The organism is Polynucleobacter sp. AP-Latsch-80-C2 (assembly GCF_018882185.1).
Classification (GTDB): Bacteria; Pseudomonadota; Gammaproteobacteria; order Burkholderiales; family Burkholderiaceae; genus Polynucleobacter.
On record NZ_JACVOY010000011.1, the window covers coordinates 1 to 18,931 of the forward strand.

Here is an 18,931-nt window from a genome sequence, read left to right on the forward strand (position 1 = left end):
AGATTTAAGGCAGACATTTATTCTCACAGTGATCCAATCTTCTTGTGAGGCCTTATCCTAATGAACAAAATTCTATTCGTCATCGCCCTCTTAGTTTCTTCATTTAATGCTTTTGCCTATGAGCCCAGTGAATGTGATGGTATCTCAAAATGGGAACGGGGTTCTCAAAATTCCGCAGACGTATTGACGCGCTCATGCAATATTTTTGGCATGAACTTCATTGAAATCAAAAGCAAGCTCAATGAAAATCGCTGCATTGTTGTTATGAATTCCAAGACTGGTGACCAATGGAAGCATTTTTATCTTCGTAAACAATCGATTAAAGCCCTAGGAAACGCCTATTTTGATCCAACAGTCTTAGTCATTACCTCTAAGAATGCAGAAAATAATCGCTGTTTTTCGTAAGGAATGTAAATACACAATCTAGTGTGTACTGCCAACTTAAGCCCATTTAACAAGCTTCAGATCAGGACTTAACCTTTGAGTGATTGAATTAAGGGGGTTGCCTTAAAACCCAAACGCTTTTCTGCTCTCATTGAGCATGAATAATGCAACTAGAAAAAGAGTGCATCCAAAAATACGCTTTAATCTGGGTGCCTCTAGCTTACTAACCACTCTCGCCCCTAGCGGTGCTGCAAGAATACTCGTAATAACAATGCACAATAAAGCGGGTAAATATATATAGCCAAGCGAGTACTCGGGCAAGGAAGCATTACCCCAGCCTCCATAGATATATCCCAATGTAGAGGATGCAGCAATTGGAAAACCTAAACCAGAGGAATTTGCCATTGCATTATGGGGCTTGATATTGCACCAAATCATAAATGGGACTGTAATAAAAGCACCGCCCGCACCTAATAGACTTGCGATCACACCAGTTAAGACACCAAAAGCAAAGAGTCCAAAGGCTCCTGGCAAACTTCTTGCTGCATGAGGAGACTTATTCAGAATCATTTGGGTAGATGAGTAAATCATAAAAATGGAAAATCCTAGCGATAGCCAAGCTCCATTAATGACATCAAAAAATTTACCACCCCCAACAACAGCCCCCAATACAAGGCCGGGGGATAAAGCAACAACCAGTTTCCAATTGATATTCCCACGTTTCTGATGGGTTATCACAGCAGAAGAGGTGGTAAATAACACGCTAGCCATGCCTGTAGCAATAGCCATATGCATCAAAACATTTTCACTAAAGCCTAAACGACCAAATATCAGAATCATTAGTGGAACTAAAATCACCCCACCCCCAATTCCTAGCAGGCCTGCTAAAAAGCCAGATAGGCTTCCACCTAGCATCAACCAAGCTATATCGCTAATTGACATACCTCACCCTAACAAGCGTAAGTAGAACTTCAAAGGATGGGACATGTAGAGATTATTTTGCTAGAGCGGACTCTGAAAATTTAGCTACGCTGAGTAATTTAGCATCACCTCTATAGCTCCCAATGAGCTGAATGCCGAGTGGCAAACCATTCTTTGATTTACCTGCAGGAATCGCAATGGAAGGAGTTCCCAAAAAGCTCCAGAGAGCGCAGAAAACGGGATCGCCAGTAGAAACCAAGCTCTTCGGAGCTTCTCCACTTGCAGGAGCCATTAAGAATGCATCAAATTCATCAAAATACGAAGCAATTGAAGCGCGCAGCTTTTTTTGTAAGAATTTTGCAGCAATATACGCAGGAGCACTATGCTTTAAACCTCTAGCAACCAACTCCTGGATATGGGTGCTTAGTAAATCATTCGCATGTTCTGAGTGATGCGCATGTATTTCAGCGGCCTCTGACTCCAAAATAAGATTCATCGCCTGAATCCCATCCCAATACTCTTGAGGCAACGATAGCTTCTGAACGATAGCGCCCGACTCCTCAAGCTTTTTGGCTGCAGCACTCAAAACCTGCTTCTGCTCATCTGACATCATATGGTCCAGCGGCGTCTCCAGTAAAGCAATCTTAGGTCTATCGAGCATAGGCAACTCTCGCTTTACGCTAAATACCAAATCTGGAATAACAATTAACTCCGGGTCTGACGAATCGCTATTTTTTAAATTGTTGAAAGCAAACGCCATATCATCAACCGAGCGCGTGAAAAACCCAATATGGTCAAGAGAATAGGATAAGGCGTGAGCGCCAAGCTTAGAAACTGCACCATAGCTAGCCTTGTAACCCACTACACCACAATATGCTGCCGGCCTAATAATCGATCCTTGTGTTTGTGATCCCAGCGCTAATGGCACCACCCCTGCTCCAACGGATGCTGCCGATCCACTGGAGGATCCACCAGGAGTATGTTCAGGATTTACAGGGTTTGTGGTTGGCCCTGGATTACGCCAGGCAAATTCAGTTGTCACTGTTTTGCCAAATATTACGCCCCCCAGACTGTGAATTTTTTTAATAATCGCAGCGTCTTCAGCAGGTGTCTTATCCTTGTAAATAGGTGACCCGTTAGTTGTTGGGAGATCGACTGTATTAATAATATCTTTAGCAGCAATCGGAATTCCTGAGAGTGGACCTGGCTGGATTTGCTCTACCATTGAATCCAATGAGGCTCTTGAAACAAAAGCCCTAAGCGTAGGCTCTACTTCATTTGCCTTATTAAAGCTGGCTTGCAATAAATCTACCGGCTTTAATTGATCGGCAGCGATTAAGTTACAAGCCTCAGTCAGTCCCATTATATTTTTCATATTTTTAATTTATTTAAAGAAATGGGGCGCAAATATACGCCCCAAGTAGATCAATAGAAAAGATTACTTTAGTTTCAAAGCGTTTTGAATATAGGTTTCGTTAATAAAGTTTTCATATACAGGTTGCTCTTTAAGGTTACCCAAAGCAATTTGCGTATCCATTGCAATCTTGAGTGCTGCCGGAGTAATTTGAACACTCTTTGGAAATACATTCTCATTCATCATGCGAGTTACTGCATTTTCAACGACTTGTGGATCGAGTGTTGGAAATTGCTTCTTAGCAACCTCGATAGTACCCTTAGGATCCTTAGCCATATAACGAAGTGCAACCTCCATACCATTGACCATCTTCTGAGCCGATACTGGGTCAACTGTCTTCATTGCAGTAATAGAGGAGAAAGCGTAAGCGCCATATGTTTTTGGAAAGCCCAACACAACTTTCATCCCTTTAATCGCCACTTGATCTAGGCCTGGCTCATATAGCACAGCAACTTTCGCTTGACCACCCAGCAAAGCTGCAGGCTCAGTGCCGAGGGGAACTTGAATCATGTCGATATCGGTCTTATCACTCATACCATTCTCTTTAAGCAACTTCAAGAATAAGGAAGTACTTGTTGTAGGCATTAATCCAGTCACTACTTTTTGACCTTTGATGTCTTTGATGTTGGTAAATTTCACATCAGGAGCTGTTGCAATCCACACCGCCGCGCCATTCACTGCATTGCTAATAATGCCGACATTGGCGCCTTTTGAAGCAGCAATAGCAGTCCATTCAGGACCATGGATTGAAAATTGCGAACTACCAGAAAGTACCGAAGATAAAGCTGCAGTAGGAGAACCAGCAGTTTCTTTAATAACACTTAAGCCTTGATCTTTAAAGAAACCTTTATCTATTGCGACGTAGAGGGGTAAGTACAACATTGACTGAAATGCCTGGGATATAGTCACTGCTTTTACTTCAGCGGCGGCATTAAACGACATGCCAGCGATGACTAATGCAGTAAATGTTATTTGCAGCCTGCTATAAATCGATTTCATGAAAAAACCTCCGTGAGATTATTAAAAAATTACATCCGAATTTGAGTGCGCCCTGTATCAATGCGCCACGGGAATAAAAAGCGCTCCAAGGCATCAATACCGTGATACAGAAAGAATCCAACAATCATCAACATAAAGAGGCCAACCCAAACTGAATTAAGCTCATATAAACTTGATGCGTTGTAAATCATGTGCCCCAAACCAGCCTTCGATGAAATAAACTCACCGACAACTGCGCCAACCAATCCAAAACCAACATTGATCCTAAAATTGGAAACAATTGCCGGCATTGATGAGGGAACAACTACCTGACGAAATATTTGCTTATGGTCGGCACCCATTGAGTAGAGTAAGGATTGCAAATCCTTATCAGCTTCTTTGGTTGCCTGATGGGCGGCTATGAGAGCGATGATTGCTGTCATTGAAACTACTAATACAACCTTAGCGCCTAGGCCCGTTCCAAACCAAAGCAAAATAATGGGAGCCAATGCAATTTTGGGAACACTATTAATTGCAACAATAAAAGGCTCCACAATCTGGGAAACCCATTTTGAGTACCACAGGAGCAAGCCAATGCTTGTCCCGATAACAGTACCAATAACAAAGCCCAATAAGGCTTCCCAGAGCGTATAGCCCGTATCAATAAAGAGGGAGTAATCTTTCACGCTCGCTATGAATCTTTTCCAAATCCCAAACGGGGTGCCAACTAAAAACTCGGAGATAACTCCAAATTCAGCCAGGATTTGCCAAATAGCAAAAAAAATCACGACCGATAAAATCTGGATTAGGGACTTTCCAAAACTTGTGTCGAGCATTTGGCTGATGGATTTCTTTTCTTGCTTCATACCATTTCATCCTTTCTGGTTTGAATATCTAATTCAGAGCAAAGTAGATGAAAATACTCTCCAAAATTTTTATGTGATCTAGCCTCAATAGGGGAAGAGCGCTCAATATCAATCTGATGCACATTTTTAACTACAGTAGGTCTACCACTTAGCGCAACCACGCGTTTAGATAAGGCTACAGCCTCATCAATATCGTGCGTAACTAAGATGACTGTCTTTTTAAACTTTGCCACAGCATCTAATAGAACACTCTCAAGGTAGAGCCTAGTTTGATAATCCAGCGCCGAAAATGGCTCATCTAGTAACAGTATGTCGGGATCCATCAAAAGGGTGCGAATCAGCGCAACGCGTTGTCGCATACCGCCTGAAAGGGTCTGAGGGTACGCTTTCTCAAAGCCGGACAGCCCGAAGGTATTGAGATAGTCTCTTGCCTTTTCAACTCCGTTTGCATCATCCTCACCCCGAACCCGCAAACCAAGCATGACGTTCTCCAGAACCGTACGCCATGGAAAAAGCAGGTCTTTTTGCATCATGTAACCGACCTTGCCTCTGAGGCTTTGAATTTTGCTGCCTCGATAGATCATGCTGCCGTTGTCAGCCTCTAGGAGACCAGCGATGATATTAAATATGGTCGATTTTCCACACCCACTGGGTCCGATGATGCTCAGAAAATCTTGCTCCATCACGTCAAACGTGAGTCCATTTAGAACCGGCACTGGGCCAGTCTTGCTACCAAATGATTTATGTATTGAATCCAATGAAAGTTGAACTACAGGAACAGTCACTATCGATCTCCATTAAATATTTTTATTAGGGTTGATACTTACATGTCACCACCACATCAGCTTGTGCTGTTGCATTTATTTAGTGCGTCATTCATCAATAAAAGTGCAGTATTCATCAATGTGGTGCGCGCGATATCAATTCACTGGTTAATACAAATAACAAAGCCACCCTTAGGTGGCTTTGTTATTTGTATAGCGAAAACTTAAATCAAGCGCCTACCTAAGGACTTGAATATTTCTCCATCACTATTAATGAGATCGTCTAGTACTGTGTAGTGATTTCTTTCGGGTAGATTCTTAAAAATACCTTCTGCATTGGTGGAATTTCGATAGCTCGAAAAATCATGCGACTGCCTTTGCATCTCAGGTAATTCAGCCCCTCCTACAAAGATATCCAGAGGCTTAGATGCCTTCTGTGGAAGCAGAATTGGGGAATTTTTTAATGAAGCACCCTCATCCAACTGCAGTTTTACATTGATATAGCAGTGCCTCATAGGCTCTAAATCGTAGATCCCACTAATGGCGGTCCCACCAAGGACGCACTCTTCATCATGAACCATAGAAATGAGATGGGCGCCTGCAGACCAACCCAAAAGCCATATCTTTTGAGAGGCAATATTCTTTTCTTTCATATGAGCTCTAATAGCCTTAAGCCCATCCCTGACATCCTGAACAATTTCATCCATATTGGCATGGGGTGCTAATCGATAGCCAAGCATGGCAACACTAAAACCTGCCTTAACCAATGGCGGAGCAATAAAAGTAAAGTCATCCTTAGAGCGCATTTGCCAAAATCCGCCATGCAGAAATACGATCACGGGAGCATTTTCCCCTGCGGGAAAAAAATCAAAGGATTGAAATTTCGTATCACCATAAGAAATATCACGGTCACCATGGAGTCTTGCCTTAGCTGAGATGCTAGATTGAACCCATGACTGGACAATCTCTGAGCTATTAGCAACTGCTAAAGAATTGTTGTAAGCCTTATCTAACTCTTCTTTGGAAAAATTTTTCCACATGCCCTACACTCCTAAGATAAATTCAATTACTCACTTATTGGTCCATTATGCCCACAATTTTTGAACGCGATATAGCTAGAGCCTTTTGCACAGAAGCTCCGATAGAAATACTTTCGAAGAAATCAGGCCCGCTAAAAGATTTAACCTTTGGCATAAAAGATATCTTTGACATCGCCAATGTTCCCACTGGATTTGGGAGTCCTGCATGGCTAAACTCACATCCGATCCCTACAAAGACCGCCGACTTTATCTTCAATCTTGTAGATGCTGGCGCATCTTTGCTTGGTAAGACCCATACCGATGAACTAACCTATAGCATTCTAGGCATGAATGCGCATTACGGCACACCCTTAAATACCGCAGCCCCCAACAGAGTTCCCGGTGGATCTTCTAGTGGATCAGCGGCGGCGGTTGCGGCCAATCTCGTTGACTTTACTATTGGCTCTGATACCGGTGGTTCTGTTAGAGCCCCTGCTAGCTTTTGCGGTATATATGGCTTCCGCCCTACCCATGGACGCATCAGCCTTAAGAATGCTCGCCCCTTAGCAAAAAGTTTTGATACCTTAGGTTGGTTTGCACGAGATCCAGAAATCCTCCAGAAGGTTGGCGAAGTGCTTCTGAATGAAACTCGCTCCACAAAGGCTAACGCATCCTTCTTTTTCTTAAAAGAGGCCTTTGATTTATTACCAGAGAGCATTGCTCAACAAGCAAAAGATGCCATTTCATACAAGCTAGGAAAAAATCAAATACCCACAGTCGAGATTGGTAACTGTGAGCTTAAAGATTGGGCGGAGATATTTAGAATTATTCAAGCTGGAGAAGTCTGGGAAGAGCATGGTGCTTGGGCCTCAGACCATCTCGGTGAAATGGGGCCTGGAGTCAAAGAACGTTTTGAGGCTGCGCGCTCCATTACTGAAGAACAAAAAATGAAAGCCCTTTCCGAGCGTGAAAAAGTAATCGCTAGGATGAGTCAATTACTCACAGAAAATACCTACTTAATACTTCCCACAGTCGTTGATGTAGCACCACTCTTGGACTCAAGCCCCAAAGAGCTCGATGACTTTAGAAAAAATAGCTTTCAACTACTCTGCATTGCTGGCCTTTGCGGACTCCCTCAAGTAACTCTACCCTTGCTCACCATTCAAGATGCACCATTTGGGGTATCCATCCTGGCCAAGCAAAATATGGATATGCCCCTTTTAAGTGAAATCAATGCACCAAAGTGAAGAATACTAATCGTTAATACCTACAAGATAGCCTTAGGATGCATACATTACTTAAAGGAATGGATGCATGAACTCAAAAAAATTCTCTAGACGTGACGCACTGGCCCTCGGCCTCAAATCTAGTCTTGCTTTGGCCATGGGATCTATGGGCCTTAGCGCAAAAGCAGAAGAAAAGAAATTATTAATTGGGTATTGGCCCATTGCAGCCGGCCTACCTTTTTATGCAGCTGTTGAGCGTGGCCTCTTCAAACAAGCAGGCGTCAATGTTGAGGCCGTGAAGTTTGCCAGCCCAAACCAGGTAGTAGAAGCCATGATTGCCGGCAGGATTGATGGTTGCGCAAACGGGGTAGCCATTACAGCGCTTGCCTTAGCTGATGCACAGTCACCTGGCTCAATCAAATTCACCTGCATGAATTATGCAAACGAAAAATATATCTTGGACCAAGTGATTGTTCCAATCAATTCCAGCATTAAAGGAATTTCTGAACTTGCTGGTAAAAAAGTGGCTTGTGGCCCTGGAATTAATAACGTTACCCTCGCTAAAGCTGTACTCGCAGGGGCAGGAGCAACCAACGCGCAAGTCATTGAATTACCGATTGCTCAAATTCTTCCAGCTTTAGTAGCCGGTCAAATTGATGGCGCCTATGTACTTGAGCCAACTGCCGTTATTGGAAAACAACAAAAAATCTCTCGCTCAATTGGCGCAGGCGTTGTATCAAAATATGTTTTAGGCGACAACCTTCCATGGATAGGTGGTGCTGCTGCCCTAAACACAAAGACACTCAAAGAAAAAGCTGACTTGGTTAATGGATTCCTCAAGGGATATGCGGGGGGTGTTGATTATGTGCGCAAAGAAGGTATCGCTGCAAATCAATATCTCAAGGGCTATACAGCGATTGATGGTGATCTAGCTAAAGAAGTACCAATTAGTGGATACATTCAATATAACGAAGTGAAAGCTGCTGATGTAAAGGCATTACAAAGATTATTTGATGTATTTACCGAGCGTAAGGTATTTGAAAAACCGATATCGGCACTAACACTTATCTACAAGCAGTCCTAATAATGAATTTGAAACATCGTAAGCACCTATTTATGGTGCTTCCCTTCATTGGGCCGGTCCTGCTTTATCTACTTTGGTCACTAACACTATCGGCCAAGTGGGTATCACCAACCTTGCTACCTGCTCCGGATGCAACCTTTGAGTACATGGGCCATCTGTTTGTTACGGGTGCTATTTTCAAGGACCTTTGGGCTACTGTACTTCGCACCTTTTATGCATTTCTCATTGCATGCGTAATCGGAGTTCCTCTTGGCGTCATTTTGGGTAGTTCAGTTCCAGCTTATAGAAGCGTTGAATTTTTAATTGATTTTTTCAGATCAACACCCTCTTCGGCACTGATTCCATTGTTCATGCTGATCTTTGGTATTACTGATATTAATAAAATTGCGATCGCCGCCTTTGCAGCCGTGCTTGTCATTCTCTTTAATAGCGCCTATGGCGTAATGAATGCCAAGAAAACTCGGGTCATGGCAGCCAAGACTATGGGTATTAGTAACTTCCATATTTTTAAAGATGTCCTCCTCATGGAAAGCCTGCCTCAAACCTTTGTAGGACTTAGGACTGGTGTCTCCCTAGCGCTAGTTATTGTGATTGTCGCGGAGATGTTCATTGGGTCCGAAGCTGGTCTTGGGCACCGAATTATCGATGCCCAGCAAGTCTTTAATATCAAAGATATGTATAGCTCAATTCTCATTACCGGCGCACTGGGTTACGCACTGAATTTAATCTTTATGGCAACTGAATCGAAGTTAGTTCACTGGAGCGGAAAAGCATGAGCCAAAATCCGCCACGCACCCACGTCACTATTCGGAACTTATGCAAAGAGTTTGGTGGCGCGACTCTTTATAAAGACTTTAATTTTGAAATTCCGTATGGAAAGATTGTTTCTATATTTGGGCCAAACGGCTGCGGAAAATCTACACTCATCAATATGATTGCAGGGCTAATACCCTATGACTCTGGTCAGGTCTTGTTTGATGGAAAAGATTTAAAAGATACCAAGATCGGCTATGTCTTTCAAAACTATAGAGATGCCCTCTTTCCGTGGATGAGTTCCCGTGACAACATCGCCTATCCACTAAGGCGCACCGGAATGAGTGAGGCCAAGGTAGCCGCTCGCGTTGAAGAATTGGTTCAGCTATTTGAAATACGATTCAATCTGAATCTATACCCTTATGAGCTGTCTGGGGGTCAACAGCAAACCATATCAATCATGAGAGCCTTAGCCCCCAAGCCAGAGATACTCTTCTTAGATGAGCCATTCTCAGCCTTAGACTTTGAAATGACACTCTTCATCAGAGAAAAGCTGCAAGAAGCCAATATTGCGACCGGAACAACCATGATGATTGTCTCCCATGATCTTGAGGATGCGGTCTTTCTAGCCGATGAGATTCTCCTTCTTACCAGAAGGCCAACGGCGATTGCCTCCCTTTTGTATTTTGATATGCCAAAACCACGCTTACCTGAAGCAATAAGTCATCCCGACTTCATTCAGATCAAATCAAAAGCACTTGAAATATTTCAGGCAGAGATGCGAAAATAAGGCTTATGGAAATCAAAAAGTCGCTTGTAGGAATATGGAAATTATTTTCCTATGAGGTGGAAGTTCAAGCAACAGGTGAGTTTTTTTATCCTCTCGGAGAGAATCCGACTGGATTCATCTGCATCACTGAAAATAACCATGTCATGGTCACGCTAACTGGTGAAGGTCGAAAGCCAGCCTCAAGTAGCGAGGATAGCGTTGAGCTATTAAACAGCTTGGTGTCCTATGCGGGAACCTATCGCATTGAGGGCAATGAGTGGATTACGAGCGTTCAAGTTGCCTGGAAGCCTGATTGGGTTAATACCGAGCAAAGGCGTCAATTTGAAATCAAAGATAACCGTCTGCGCGTTTTGACTACTTGGCGCGTTATGCCTAATTGGGCAGATAAAGGTCTACAGCGTAGTATTTTGACCTTTGTTAAAACAGATTAACCCTCTCCTAAATACTCGCTAATCATTTCCTCTGATTGCAGTAGATCGGCTGCATTACCTTCTAAGGTAATTTTTCCAGAAGAAAATACGTATCCACGATCAGCAATCTGCAATACGGTTTTAGCGAATTGATCCACCACAATTAGCCCTGTACCCTCACCTGCAATCTTTTGGATTGCCTGATAAACCTCAGCCACTAACTTCGGAGCAAGGCCTAAAGAGGGCTCATCCAATAGCAGTAGATCTGGCGCTGACATCATTGCCCGTCCAAACGCCAGCATTTGCTGCTCACCTCCCGAAAGAGTTCCAGCCGGCTGATTAAAGCGTTCTCGAAGACGAGGAAAAAGTGTAAGCATCTCTTCAATTCTTTGCTTTCGCATAGAGGCCGATTTTATATAGCCCCCCAGTAATAAATTTTCTCCAACGGTTAGCTCCGGGAATACCTGCCTACCCTCTGGCACAAGTGCCAATCCAAGGGATACCCGTTGATGTCCAGGAACACCAGAAATATCCTTACCCTTAAAGCGAATGACTCCTTTACTAGGTATCAATCCCGACAGCGCCTTCATTAAGGTGGACTTACCCGCGCCATTTGCACCGAGCAAGGCTAAGGTCTCATGATTTTTTGCAATGAGGTCAATATCTTTTAAGACCGACAAATTGCCATAGCCAGCTGATAGATTACTAATCTCTAAAACTGTTTTTGGATCTAGATTTTCTGCTTTGGCAACAACGTGAAGCTTTGCAACCCCCAGATAGGCTTCAATGACTTGAGGCATCTCGCGCACCTGCTCAGGCGCACCCTGGGCAATTACATGGCCACCATCTAGCACGACGATTTCATCGCAAGTGCCCATGACCAGCCTGACATCATGCTCAACTAGCAATACTCGAATACCAAGACCAGCAAGATAAGCAAGCAATTGGCTCAAGTCGTCTTTTTCTTTTGCAGATAAACCAGCAGCGGGCTCGTCTAACAAGATGAGGTCTGGGTTACAAGCTAGCGCCCGAGCAATCTCCACTAATCGGCGATCGACAAATGCCAACTCACTGGCATAGCAGTCCAACCCTTGCTTATATCCAACTAAATTGAGCAATTCAAAAATGATGAAGTCATGATCAACCCCTTTTGGCAAAGCTATGTATAAATTTTCATAGACTGTAAGCGAGCCAAATAATTGGGTAGCCTGAAATGTTCTAGCAATGCCAAGGCCAGACTGTTGATAAGTTGGATGTGATGATAAATTTTCATCCGAGCGACTCACATGACCACTTCCGGCTTGATAAAAACCGCTAATTAAATTCAGTAGCGTGGTCTTACCGGCACCATTTGGACCAATTAGGCCTACGATCTTTCCGGGCTCGATTGAAAAACGCACATTACTAACGGCTTTCACTCCGCCAAAACGAATAGTAAGATCTTCTATCTTTAACAAACCTTTTCGGAGTCCCGCTTTAAGCCATTGATCGATATTGCCATTTCCAATTCGTTTTTTCGGGTTTTTAGAGCTCGCTTTGGCTTCGTATAGAGAGGCAATTCCATTTGGGCGAATCCAAAGAATTAACACTAACAATATTCCGAAGACGAGGATTCGATACTCCGCCAATCCCGATAAGACCTCCGGTAGGCCAGCAATAATAATGGCACCAATAACTGGTCCGGTTAGGGTTCCCACTCCACCTAAGATGGTGAGCAAAAGAAATAAGATAGATTGGAATAAATTGAAATTTTCAGGGCTAATAAACCCTACCATTGGAGCAAAAAGGGCTCCAGCCAATCCAGTGATTCCAGCAGAAATTGCAAAAGCGAAACTCCGAATTTGAACTGGATTTATCCCAATAGCGATCGCAGCTGCTTCGGCATCACTAGAAGCTTTAAGTGATTTACTAAAGCGTGATTTAGTAAGGAATGAATAAGCAAAACCAGTTAATACTGCACTTAAGACAATTAACCCAACATGCCAACGGATATCAAATACAAGTCCGAATAGACTAGGCTTATCGATATCAGAAATGCCATTAAAACCTCCGGTAATTGGCTCCGCTTCAATAATGATGTTTTCTAATATCAGACCAAATGCAATAGTCACCATTGCCAGATAAGGACCCTTGACTCGTAATGCAGGCGCAGCCAAAATTAAACCTAAGGCAAATGCTAACAATATGCCTATAGGCAAAGTCTGCCAAAAACTAAAGCCGTATTTAGTAGTGAGGATGGCTTCGGTATACGCACCAATCGCAAAAAAGGCAGCATGCCCTATCGATATCTGCCCAGCAATACCAATCAACAAGGCTAAGCCATAACCAACCATTGAAAAGATACCAGCCATGCCCAATATGTAGAGCCAATAGGTATTTGGAGAAAAAATAACTCCCAATATGCCCAATAAAATGAGGAGGGTAGCCACTACTGCTGTTGAATTGATCCTCATACCTTATAAACCCCTTTTTTTCCAAAGAGACCATTGGGTTTGAATATCAGAATAACGATAAGCAGGCCAAAACCTAGAATTTCCCTAAATGCAGAAGGCAATTGGGCGGCAACAATGGATTCAAAGACGCCATAGCCAATTCCAGCTACGAGACAACCTGGAGCACTCAATATCCCACCAATAATTGCAGCAGCGAATGCCTTTAAACCAATCAGAGTGCCCATACCGGCAGAGACATTTAATTTTGGCGCAATTAACATTCCTGCTAAACCGGCTAGAGCTGTTGATACTACATACGCCAAAATGATTAATTTTTTAACATTAATGCCCTGAAGGATTGCGGCATCTCGATTTTGAGCTGCCGCCAATAATGCTCTGCCAACAATGGTTTTTTTAGATAAGAGCCATAGCATTAGCGCGACACTTATCCCTACTGCAGGAATAATAAATTCAATCGGATAAATTCCGGCATTGAATAAACGAATAGGCTCAGAAATAGACCGCATAGGAATACTTCTAGGTTCCTGGCCAAATGTGAATCGAACGATATTTTCTAAAATAATCCCAAAGGCAATCGTAGATAGTAGCCAGGAAACAGAATTATTTTGACAAAAAGGCCGAACGAAGAAACGCTCAACAACCATCCCAAGCAACCCAGATATCAATAAGACCAATGGAACGGCAAGGAAAATATCAAGGCCTAGGCGTGTATGCAGCTCATAAAACATCACTGCACCAAACATAAGTGTGGCGCCAAGAGAAAAATTAACCGTATTTGAAACTACAAAGGTGATGTGGTACCCCAGCGCCAGTAACCCGTAAATACTCCCCGTTGCTAAGCCTGCAATTAATACATCTAAAGAAATCATAATTTAAGGATAGTAACGGGGATGATTGAATTAATTTACAGGTACGGCAGCATTACCAACAAAGTGAACCCAAATGTAGTCACGATCTGTGAGTGCATCTTGGCTTTCAGCTGAGAATGGTTTCTTGTAAGTCTTGATTAAGCCCTTATATTCAGGGAGCTCGTAATATGCTTCGCGAATCTTTTCACCGTTGGTTGAACCAGCTTTATTAATAGCTAGCGCTGTCAGCATAGTTGCATCATATGCATTAGCTGTGCCTACAGGAGCTACGATGTCGTTAACGCCCTTAATCTCTGGATAGCGTTTTTTCAGTTCTGCAATTACCTTATCGCCAACTGGACTTTGCTTGCCAAAGAAACTATAAGTCTGAACGAAAACAACATCCTTATAGCGAGGACCTGCTAATTCATCAAAGCGGCCACCTGAAATACCCCAATGTGAAACTACTGGAACATTCCAATTCATGCGCTCCATAGATTTCATTACTTGTGCTGCAACTCCAGTATTGCCAACTAAAATAATGGAGTCAGCACCAGCATTTTTAAGGCGTGTTAACTGAGCTGTAGTGTCAATATCGTTGACATTGTATTTTTCTTGGCCTGCTAGCGTGATATTGAGGGCGGCGGCTGCTTTTTCTAAACCCTTCATATTTGAATCACCCCATGGGTTATTAACCAACATAGATCCAGGGCGCTTTGACTTAAATTTATCTTGCGCATACTTGAGCATTCCAGCATCTACACGCTCATCAACAGCTGAGACCCTAAACATATAGTTAGGATTTTTATTATTGTTAGTAATGCCTGTACCGGCTGCCCAAACACCCATATAAGGTGTCTTTAATTCTGACATCACGTTAATTAAGGACATTGATACTGGCGTATCGATTCCACCAAACACCACTGCAACCTTTTCCTTCTCAATTAACTCTCTTGCAGCTAACTGACCTTTAGCTGGATTAGATTCGTCATCACGTCTTACTAAAACCAATTTCTTACCACCAAGTACCCCACCTTTTGCATTAATTTCATCAATTGCAACAGTCATTCCACGGGCAATGGATTCCCCAGAGAGCGCTGAGTCTCCAGACAACGCTGCTACAAGACCAATCTTGACTTGCTCTTGTGCGCTAGCGGGGGTTGATAGAAACATCAAAGGAAGGAGCAAAGATCCCAAATATTGAGTTGGAGTAAGTTTCATGTATTTACCTTTTAAGCAAAAGTGAAGTTAAGTTAAATGTGATGTGGATGATGAATTTCTACTGCATTTCTTGTAAAACTGCGGCGACCATTCTTGAGCCCGAATAAAGGGATGGCTAGCTCGGCAATAGCCTGCGAAGAAGACGTGCAATCAAGCACAACTAAATTTGCTGGATGGTTTACTTCAATACCATAGTTAGATAAGCGCATTAATTGGGCAGATCTAGTAGTCACCATATCCAGGCAGTCGTGAAAATTGGGCTCGCTGACATGAGCAATATTTGCATACAGGTTTGCCATACGAATTAATGAGCAATCGCCAAAAGGAGTGAAGGGATTCAATACATTATTTGTAGATAGACTGCAATTGACTCCGTGCTCTAGCATTTCATGGACACGCACAACGCCACGGTTATGGTTACAAGTATGGTCTCGCCCCATCAAATAAAGATCAGTTGATGGCAATACGGTGACTGCTACACCAGAATCAGAAAGCTTTCGAGTGACATCGCCTAAGTGTTCCGTTGGAAGGTAAGTCAGCTTAGTTACATGGCCAATAGCTACGCGTCCGCCATAGTGAAATTCTTTAGTTTTTTGGCATACGTATTCAACATCTAAATAGTCAGCGTTATTTCCAAAATCTAAATGCATATCGATATCTGCATCAAAATCTTTGGCTATACGAAATAGCCTATCTATTTGTTCTCTCGAATCTGCGTCTGTATAGGGCGCTGCACCCACTACCCTAGCACCCATTTTCATTGACTCAATCATCAACTCTTCGGTACCAGGATTATTAGTTAATCCCTCTTGTGGGAAAACGCATACCTCTACATCAATAGCCCACTTATATTGATCGATTGCAGCAAAAACGCCTTCAAGCCCTCGAAGGCTAATGACAGGATCAACCTCGACATGAGTCCGCATATGCATCGTGCCATGGGATATTGATTTTTCTAGAGTCTTGCAAGCGCGCTCGTACACATCCTCTTGGGTAAACGATTTCTTCTGAAGTGCAACTTGGCTTATAGCCTCTTCAATTGTTCCTGTAGTGCTGTGGCAGCGAGACAAGATACATGACTTATCAAGATGAATATGAGTTTCACAAAAAGGTGGAACGACCAGGCGCCCGCCTAGATCGAGGATTTCATGAGCCTCAGAAAGGCTCTTCCCAATAGCAACAATCATTCCCTGATTGATGCCAATATCTACTGTCTCTGTACGTCCGTTAATTCGGGCGTTTTTTAATATTAAATCCATGATATTCACTAAGTTGAGACCAAAAAATTGAAAGCGCACTACAAGCAATTGAGCTATGAAGTTGCGATGTTTACATGCCTCTGAATTTAGATGTGCCTTAGGGGTCTCACCCTAGTCCCTGCACCGAACTAGTGCACATATATAACTTAGCCTTTAAATAGTGCACTTTCGTCACTAAATTGGTCAGAATGAAGCAACTTGATTAAAGAAAAAATACTACAGAAAAGTTATGCAGTTCTTTTCGAAAGATATAGCTAAATTTCCGTGAAATTCAGCGTTACTCTGAGTCCGTCAGGGCCTAACTACTTGTTGGAATCCCTTAGTCGCGAGTTTGAATCTCGCCCGACCCACAAAAATAAAGCCCCTGAATGCATATTCAGGGGCTTTTTCAATACAGAAACAGGCAAATTTAGAGCAATGGTTTATTTAGCTATTGAAAAACTACTGCTGCTCAATTTTTGCGTCACGAATCATTTGACCCCAGCGCTTAATTTCAGATCCTACATAGCGCTCATACTCGGGTTGAGACAATTTAGCAGGCTCTAATCCATATTGCTTTAGACGCGCAACAAAACCAGGATCCTTTAAAGCTTCAATCATCCATCCATCTAATTTCTTAACTACATCAGGGGGAGTGCCTGCAGGCGCGGCGAGTCCCGCCCAAAAAGATAACTCATAACCAGGATAAGTTTGCGCAACCGTAGGAACTTGGGGCCATGCACTATATCTTGATGTTCCCGTAACCCCCAATGCTACGACTTTTCCACCATCAATTTGTGCCGTTGCAGGCAGATACTCCATGAACATGACTTGAATTTGCTTTCCATATAAATCTTGTTCCGCATTACCAATGGTTTTGTATGGGATCCCATTTAAAGGCGCTCCTGTTTTTGTGCGAAATAGCTCCGCTGCCATTTGTGATGCAGAGTTGTAATACCCATAAAAAACTTTACCTGGATTGGCTTTGGCATAAACAACCAAATCATTAATTGAATTTAATCCGGAGTCTTTTAAGACCAATACGGCCAAAGGGGCAGATCCGAACATTCCAATATGCTGAAAATCCTTCATTGGATCATATGGAACCTTCTTAAATAAGCCCATATTGGCAGCAAGAGTTGTATTAGTTGAAAGCAGCAAGGTATACCCGTCTGGCGCCGCATTTTTCACATACTCAGTACCAATCATTCCGCTTGCGCCAGGTTTGTTTTCCACTATAACCGGCTGATTTGTTTTCCCCTCCAAATATTGCCCAAACATTCGAGCAATAATATCCGCTGAACCACCGGGCCCAAAAGGAACAATAATTTTAATTGACTGACCTTGAGCGGGATATGGACGCCCCTGAGCCATTGCAAGATTAGTTGCTGCAACAAGAATTGAAAGTAAACCAACCATCAAATACCGACATGCACTCATTTTCACTCCACTAATTAAATATATCTTTTATGATTTCATTATGCCCTGAGGCAATTACCATCAAAATAATCTTGCACCGCATCGAAGCATCAAAAAAGCTCCGGTAAACTGGGATTATGATTCAGTTTCAAGAATAAAAATAACCACCCTCTTTAATTCAATTTCTGCTTTTGACAACAAAGATTACCACCATGACAAATCCATCCATTAATAGTCCAAGTTCAGCTGAAGATGTGGCTATGCGCCCAAACGAACGCCTAGCCTTTTCGGCGATTGTTGATCGTAAGCCATTAGCTCTGCCAAATGGCGCCAAGCTTATCGTATGGCCTGTTGTCAATATCGAGGAATGGGATATTTCTAGACCGATGCCTAGGACGGTATCACCTCCTCCAGGTGGAGTAGCGCAAGTTCCCGACCTACCAAACTGGACTTGGCATGAATACGGTATGCGCGTTGGATTTTGGCGAATATTAAAGGCGTTTGAGGATCTTGGCATCAAACCGACTATGTCAATCAACGCCAAAGTTTGCGAGACACGCCCTAGGGTTGCGCAAGCAGCTCTTGATGCTGGCTGGGAATTTATGGCTCATTGCTATGAACAAATGGCCATTCAAAAAGTGCCTGATCAAAAAGCAATGATTGAGCAGTCAATTGAGGTTTTAACTCGCTTCACAGGCAAAAAACCTGAAGGCTGGCTCGGGCCTGGCCGCGGACAAACATTTATCACCTTAGATCTCATTAAAGAGGCTGGCTTTAAATGGTTTGGCGACTGGGTGCTAGATGAGGTTCCTCAATATGTGAAGACCGATCATGGCACATTAGTTTCAATTCCCTACTCCATCGAGCTAAATGATATTGGCATCATGCTATCTGCCAACCAACCATCCGATGCAATGCTAAAGCGCACCAAAGACTCTTTTGATTGTCTTTATGAAGAAGCTCAAGAGCAAGGGGCTCGTATTTTAACCTTTGGTATTCATCCATATATTTCGGGTGTGCCACACAGGATTAAATACTTACGAGAGATGCTTCAATATCTATCTAGCCATGAAGGTGTTGTTTTTTGGAATGGGTCTCAAATATATGACTGGTTTGAAAGTCTTAAAGTAAAAAATTAAACCA

Annotated in this window: 18 protein-coding genes; 7 read left to right on the forward strand and 11 right to left on the reverse strand. The window is 42.9% G+C overall.

Annotated elements, in window-relative coordinates:
• Positions 1–60 precede the first annotated feature (60 nt).
• Positions 61–405, forward strand: a complete 345-nt coding sequence (locus ICN47_RS11075; RefSeq protein ID WP_216219996.1) for a hypothetical protein — start codon at positions 61–63, stop codon at positions 403–405.
• Positions 406–507: 102 nt separating this feature from the next.
• Here the strand turns inward: ICN47_RS11075 and ICN47_RS11080 are convergent, their stop codons facing one another.
• The 6 genes from ICN47_RS11080 to ICN47_RS11105 all read right to left on the reverse strand — a co-directional run bounded on the left by ICN47_RS11080 (position 508) and on the right by ICN47_RS11105 (position 6,367).
• Positions 508–1,326 (reverse strand): sulfite exporter TauE/SafE family protein, encoded by an 819-nt coding sequence (locus tag ICN47_RS11080; protein ID WP_216219997.1) that lies wholly within the window; start codon positions 1,324–1,326, stop codon positions 508–510.
• 52 nt (positions 1,327–1,378) lie between these two features.
• A complete protein-coding gene (locus tag ICN47_RS11085; protein WP_216219998.1) occupies positions 1,379–2,680 on the reverse strand; it encodes an amidase in 1,302 nt (433 codons plus the stop codon).
• Between the two features lie 63 nt (positions 2,681–2,743).
• Positions 2,744–3,718 (reverse strand): ABC transporter substrate-binding protein, encoded by a 975-nt coding sequence (locus ICN47_RS11090; RefSeq protein WP_216219999.1) that lies wholly within the window; start codon positions 3,716–3,718, stop codon positions 2,744–2,746.
• A 29-nt stretch (positions 3,719–3,747) separates the two neighbouring features.
• Positions 3,748–4,563: an ABC transporter permease gene (locus ICN47_RS11095; protein ID WP_216220000.1), complete on the reverse strand. Its 816-nt coding sequence runs from the start codon at positions 4,561–4,563 to the stop codon at positions 3,748–3,750.
• Positions 4,560–5,348, reverse strand: a complete 789-nt coding sequence (locus ICN47_RS11100) for an ATP-binding cassette domain-containing protein (RefSeq protein WP_216220001.1) — start codon at positions 5,346–5,348, stop codon at positions 4,560–4,562. Before ICN47_RS11100 ends, ICN47_RS11095 begins: the two co-directional genes overlap by 4 nt.
• Positions 5,349–5,551: 203 nt before the next feature.
• Positions 5,552–6,367, reverse strand: coding sequence for an alpha/beta hydrolase (locus ICN47_RS11105; RefSeq protein ID WP_216220002.1), 816 nt, complete (start codon positions 6,365–6,367; stop codon positions 5,552–5,554).
• A 47-nt stretch (positions 6,368–6,414) separates the two neighbouring features.
• Between ICN47_RS11105 and ICN47_RS11110 the strand changes: the two genes are divergently transcribed.
• The 5 genes from ICN47_RS11110 to ICN47_RS11130 all read left to right on the forward strand — a co-directional run bounded on the left by ICN47_RS11110 (position 6,415) and on the right by ICN47_RS11130 (position 10,630).
• Positions 6,415–7,593, forward strand: a complete 1,179-nt coding sequence (locus ICN47_RS11110; protein WP_216220003.1) for an amidase — start codon at positions 6,415–6,417, stop codon at positions 7,591–7,593.
• Positions 7,594–7,660: 67 nt separating this feature from the next.
• Entirely contained in the window at positions 7,661–8,656 is a 996-nt protein-coding gene (locus tag ICN47_RS11115; RefSeq protein ID WP_216220004.1) for an ABC transporter substrate-binding protein, read from the forward strand.
• A gap of 2 nt (positions 8,657–8,658) precedes the next feature.
• The gene (locus ICN47_RS11120; protein WP_216220005.1) at positions 8,659–9,432 is read left to right on the forward strand and encodes an ABC transporter permease; all 774 of its coding nucleotides are present in this window, start codon (positions 8,659–8,661) and stop codon (positions 9,430–9,432) included.
• Positions 9,429–10,199, forward strand: coding sequence for an ABC transporter ATP-binding protein (locus ICN47_RS11125; RefSeq protein ID WP_216220006.1), 771 nt, complete (start codon positions 9,429–9,431; stop codon positions 10,197–10,199). Before ICN47_RS11120 ends, ICN47_RS11125 begins: the two co-directional genes overlap by 4 nt.
• 5 nt (positions 10,200–10,204) lie before the next feature.
• Positions 10,205–10,630 (forward strand): lipocalin-like domain-containing protein, encoded by a 426-nt coding sequence (locus ICN47_RS11130; protein ID WP_216220007.1) that lies wholly within the window; start codon positions 10,205–10,207, stop codon positions 10,628–10,630.
• Here the strand turns inward: ICN47_RS11130 and ICN47_RS11135 are convergent.
• The 5 genes from ICN47_RS11135 to ICN47_RS11155 all read right to left on the reverse strand — a co-directional run bounded on the left by ICN47_RS11135 (position 10,627) and on the right by ICN47_RS11155 (position 17,809).
• On the reverse strand, positions 10,627–13,062 hold the full coding sequence (locus ICN47_RS11135; RefSeq protein ID WP_216220008.1) for an ATP-binding cassette domain-containing protein: 2,436 nt from the start codon (positions 13,060–13,062) through the stop codon (positions 10,627–10,629). The genes ICN47_RS11130 and ICN47_RS11135 overlap by 4 nt on opposite strands.
• Entirely contained in the window at positions 13,059–13,931 is an 873-nt protein-coding gene (locus tag ICN47_RS11140) for a branched-chain amino acid ABC transporter permease (protein ID WP_216220009.1), read from the reverse strand. Before ICN47_RS11140 ends, ICN47_RS11135 begins: the two co-directional genes overlap by 4 nt.
• Before the next feature lie 30 nt (positions 13,932–13,961).
• Entirely contained in the window at positions 13,962–15,131 is a 1,170-nt protein-coding gene (locus ICN47_RS11145; RefSeq protein ID WP_216220010.1) for an ABC transporter substrate-binding protein, read from the reverse strand.
• A 32-nt stretch (positions 15,132–15,163) separates the two neighbouring features.
• Positions 15,164–16,390, reverse strand: coding sequence for an amidohydrolase family protein (locus ICN47_RS11150; protein ID WP_216220011.1), 1,227 nt, complete (start codon positions 16,388–16,390; stop codon positions 15,164–15,166).
• 441 nt (positions 16,391–16,831) lie between these two features.
• Positions 16,832–17,809: a tripartite tricarboxylate transporter substrate binding protein gene (locus tag ICN47_RS11155; RefSeq protein WP_216220012.1), complete on the reverse strand. Its 978-nt coding sequence runs from the start codon at positions 17,807–17,809 to the stop codon at positions 16,832–16,834.
• Between the two features lie 191 nt (positions 17,810–18,000).
• Here ICN47_RS11155 and ICN47_RS11160 point away from each other — a divergent pair, with 191 nt between their 5' ends.
• Positions 18,001–18,927 carry a polysaccharide deacetylase family protein gene (locus ICN47_RS11160; protein ID WP_216220013.1) on the forward strand — a complete coding sequence of 309 codons (927 nt, stop codon included), beginning with the start codon at positions 18,001–18,003 and terminating at the stop codon, positions 18,925–18,927.
• Positions 18,928–18,931 lie beyond the last annotated feature (4 nt).

Coding starts and splice junctions, on each gene's coding strand:
- ICN47_RS11120 (WP_216220005.1), top strand. CDS start 8,659: ATGAATTTGAAACATCGTAAGCACCTATTTATGGTGCTTCCCTTCATT.
- ICN47_RS11135 (WP_216220008.1), bottom strand. CDS start 13,062: ATGAGGATCAATTCAACAGCAGTAGTGGCTACCCTCCTCATTTTATTG.
- ICN47_RS11105 (WP_216220002.1), bottom strand. CDS start 6,367: ATGTGGAAAAATTTTTCCAAAGAAGAGTTAGATAAGGCTTACAACAAT.
- ICN47_RS11155 (WP_216220012.1), bottom strand. CDS start 17,809: ATGAGTGCATGTCGGTATTTGATGGTTGGTTTACTTTCAATTCTTGTT.
- ICN47_RS11090 (WP_216219999.1), bottom strand. CDS start 3,718: ATGAAATCGATTTATAGCAGGCTGCAAATAACATTTACTGCATTAGTC.
- ICN47_RS11140 (WP_216220009.1), bottom strand. CDS start 13,931: ATGATTTCTTTAGATGTATTAATTGCAGGCTTAGCAACGGGGAGTATT.
- ICN47_RS11115 (WP_216220004.1), top strand. CDS start 7,661: ATGAACTCAAAAAAATTCTCTAGACGTGACGCACTGGCCCTCGGCCTC.
- ICN47_RS11080 (WP_216219997.1), bottom strand. CDS start 1,326: ATGTCAATTAGCGATATAGCTTGGTTGATGCTAGGTGGAAGCCTATCT.
- ICN47_RS11085 (WP_216219998.1), bottom strand. CDS start 2,680: ATGAAAAATATAATGGGACTGACTGAGGCTTGTAACTTAATCGCTGCC.
- ICN47_RS11150 (WP_216220011.1), bottom strand. CDS start 16,390: ATGGATTTAATATTAAAAAACGCCCGAATTAACGGACGTACAGAGACA.
- ICN47_RS11075 (WP_216219996.1), top strand. CDS start 61: ATGAACAAAATTCTATTCGTCATCGCCCTCTTAGTTTCTTCATTTAAT.
- ICN47_RS11145 (WP_216220010.1), bottom strand. CDS start 15,131: ATGAAACTTACTCCAACTCAATATTTGGGATCTTTGCTCCTTCCTTTG.
- ICN47_RS11130 (WP_216220007.1), top strand. CDS start 10,205: ATGGAAATCAAAAAGTCGCTTGTAGGAATATGGAAATTATTTTCCTAT.
- ICN47_RS11110 (WP_216220003.1), top strand. CDS start 6,415: ATGCCCACAATTTTTGAACGCGATATAGCTAGAGCCTTTTGCACAGAA.
- ICN47_RS11125 (WP_216220006.1), top strand. CDS start 9,429: ATGAGCCAAAATCCGCCACGCACCCACGTCACTATTCGGAACTTATGC.
- ICN47_RS11095 (WP_216220000.1), bottom strand. CDS start 4,563: ATGAAGCAAGAAAAGAAATCCATCAGCCAAATGCTCGACACAAGTTTT.
- ICN47_RS11160 (WP_216220013.1), top strand. CDS start 18,001: ATGACAAATCCATCCATTAATAGTCCAAGTTCAGCTGAAGATGTGGCT.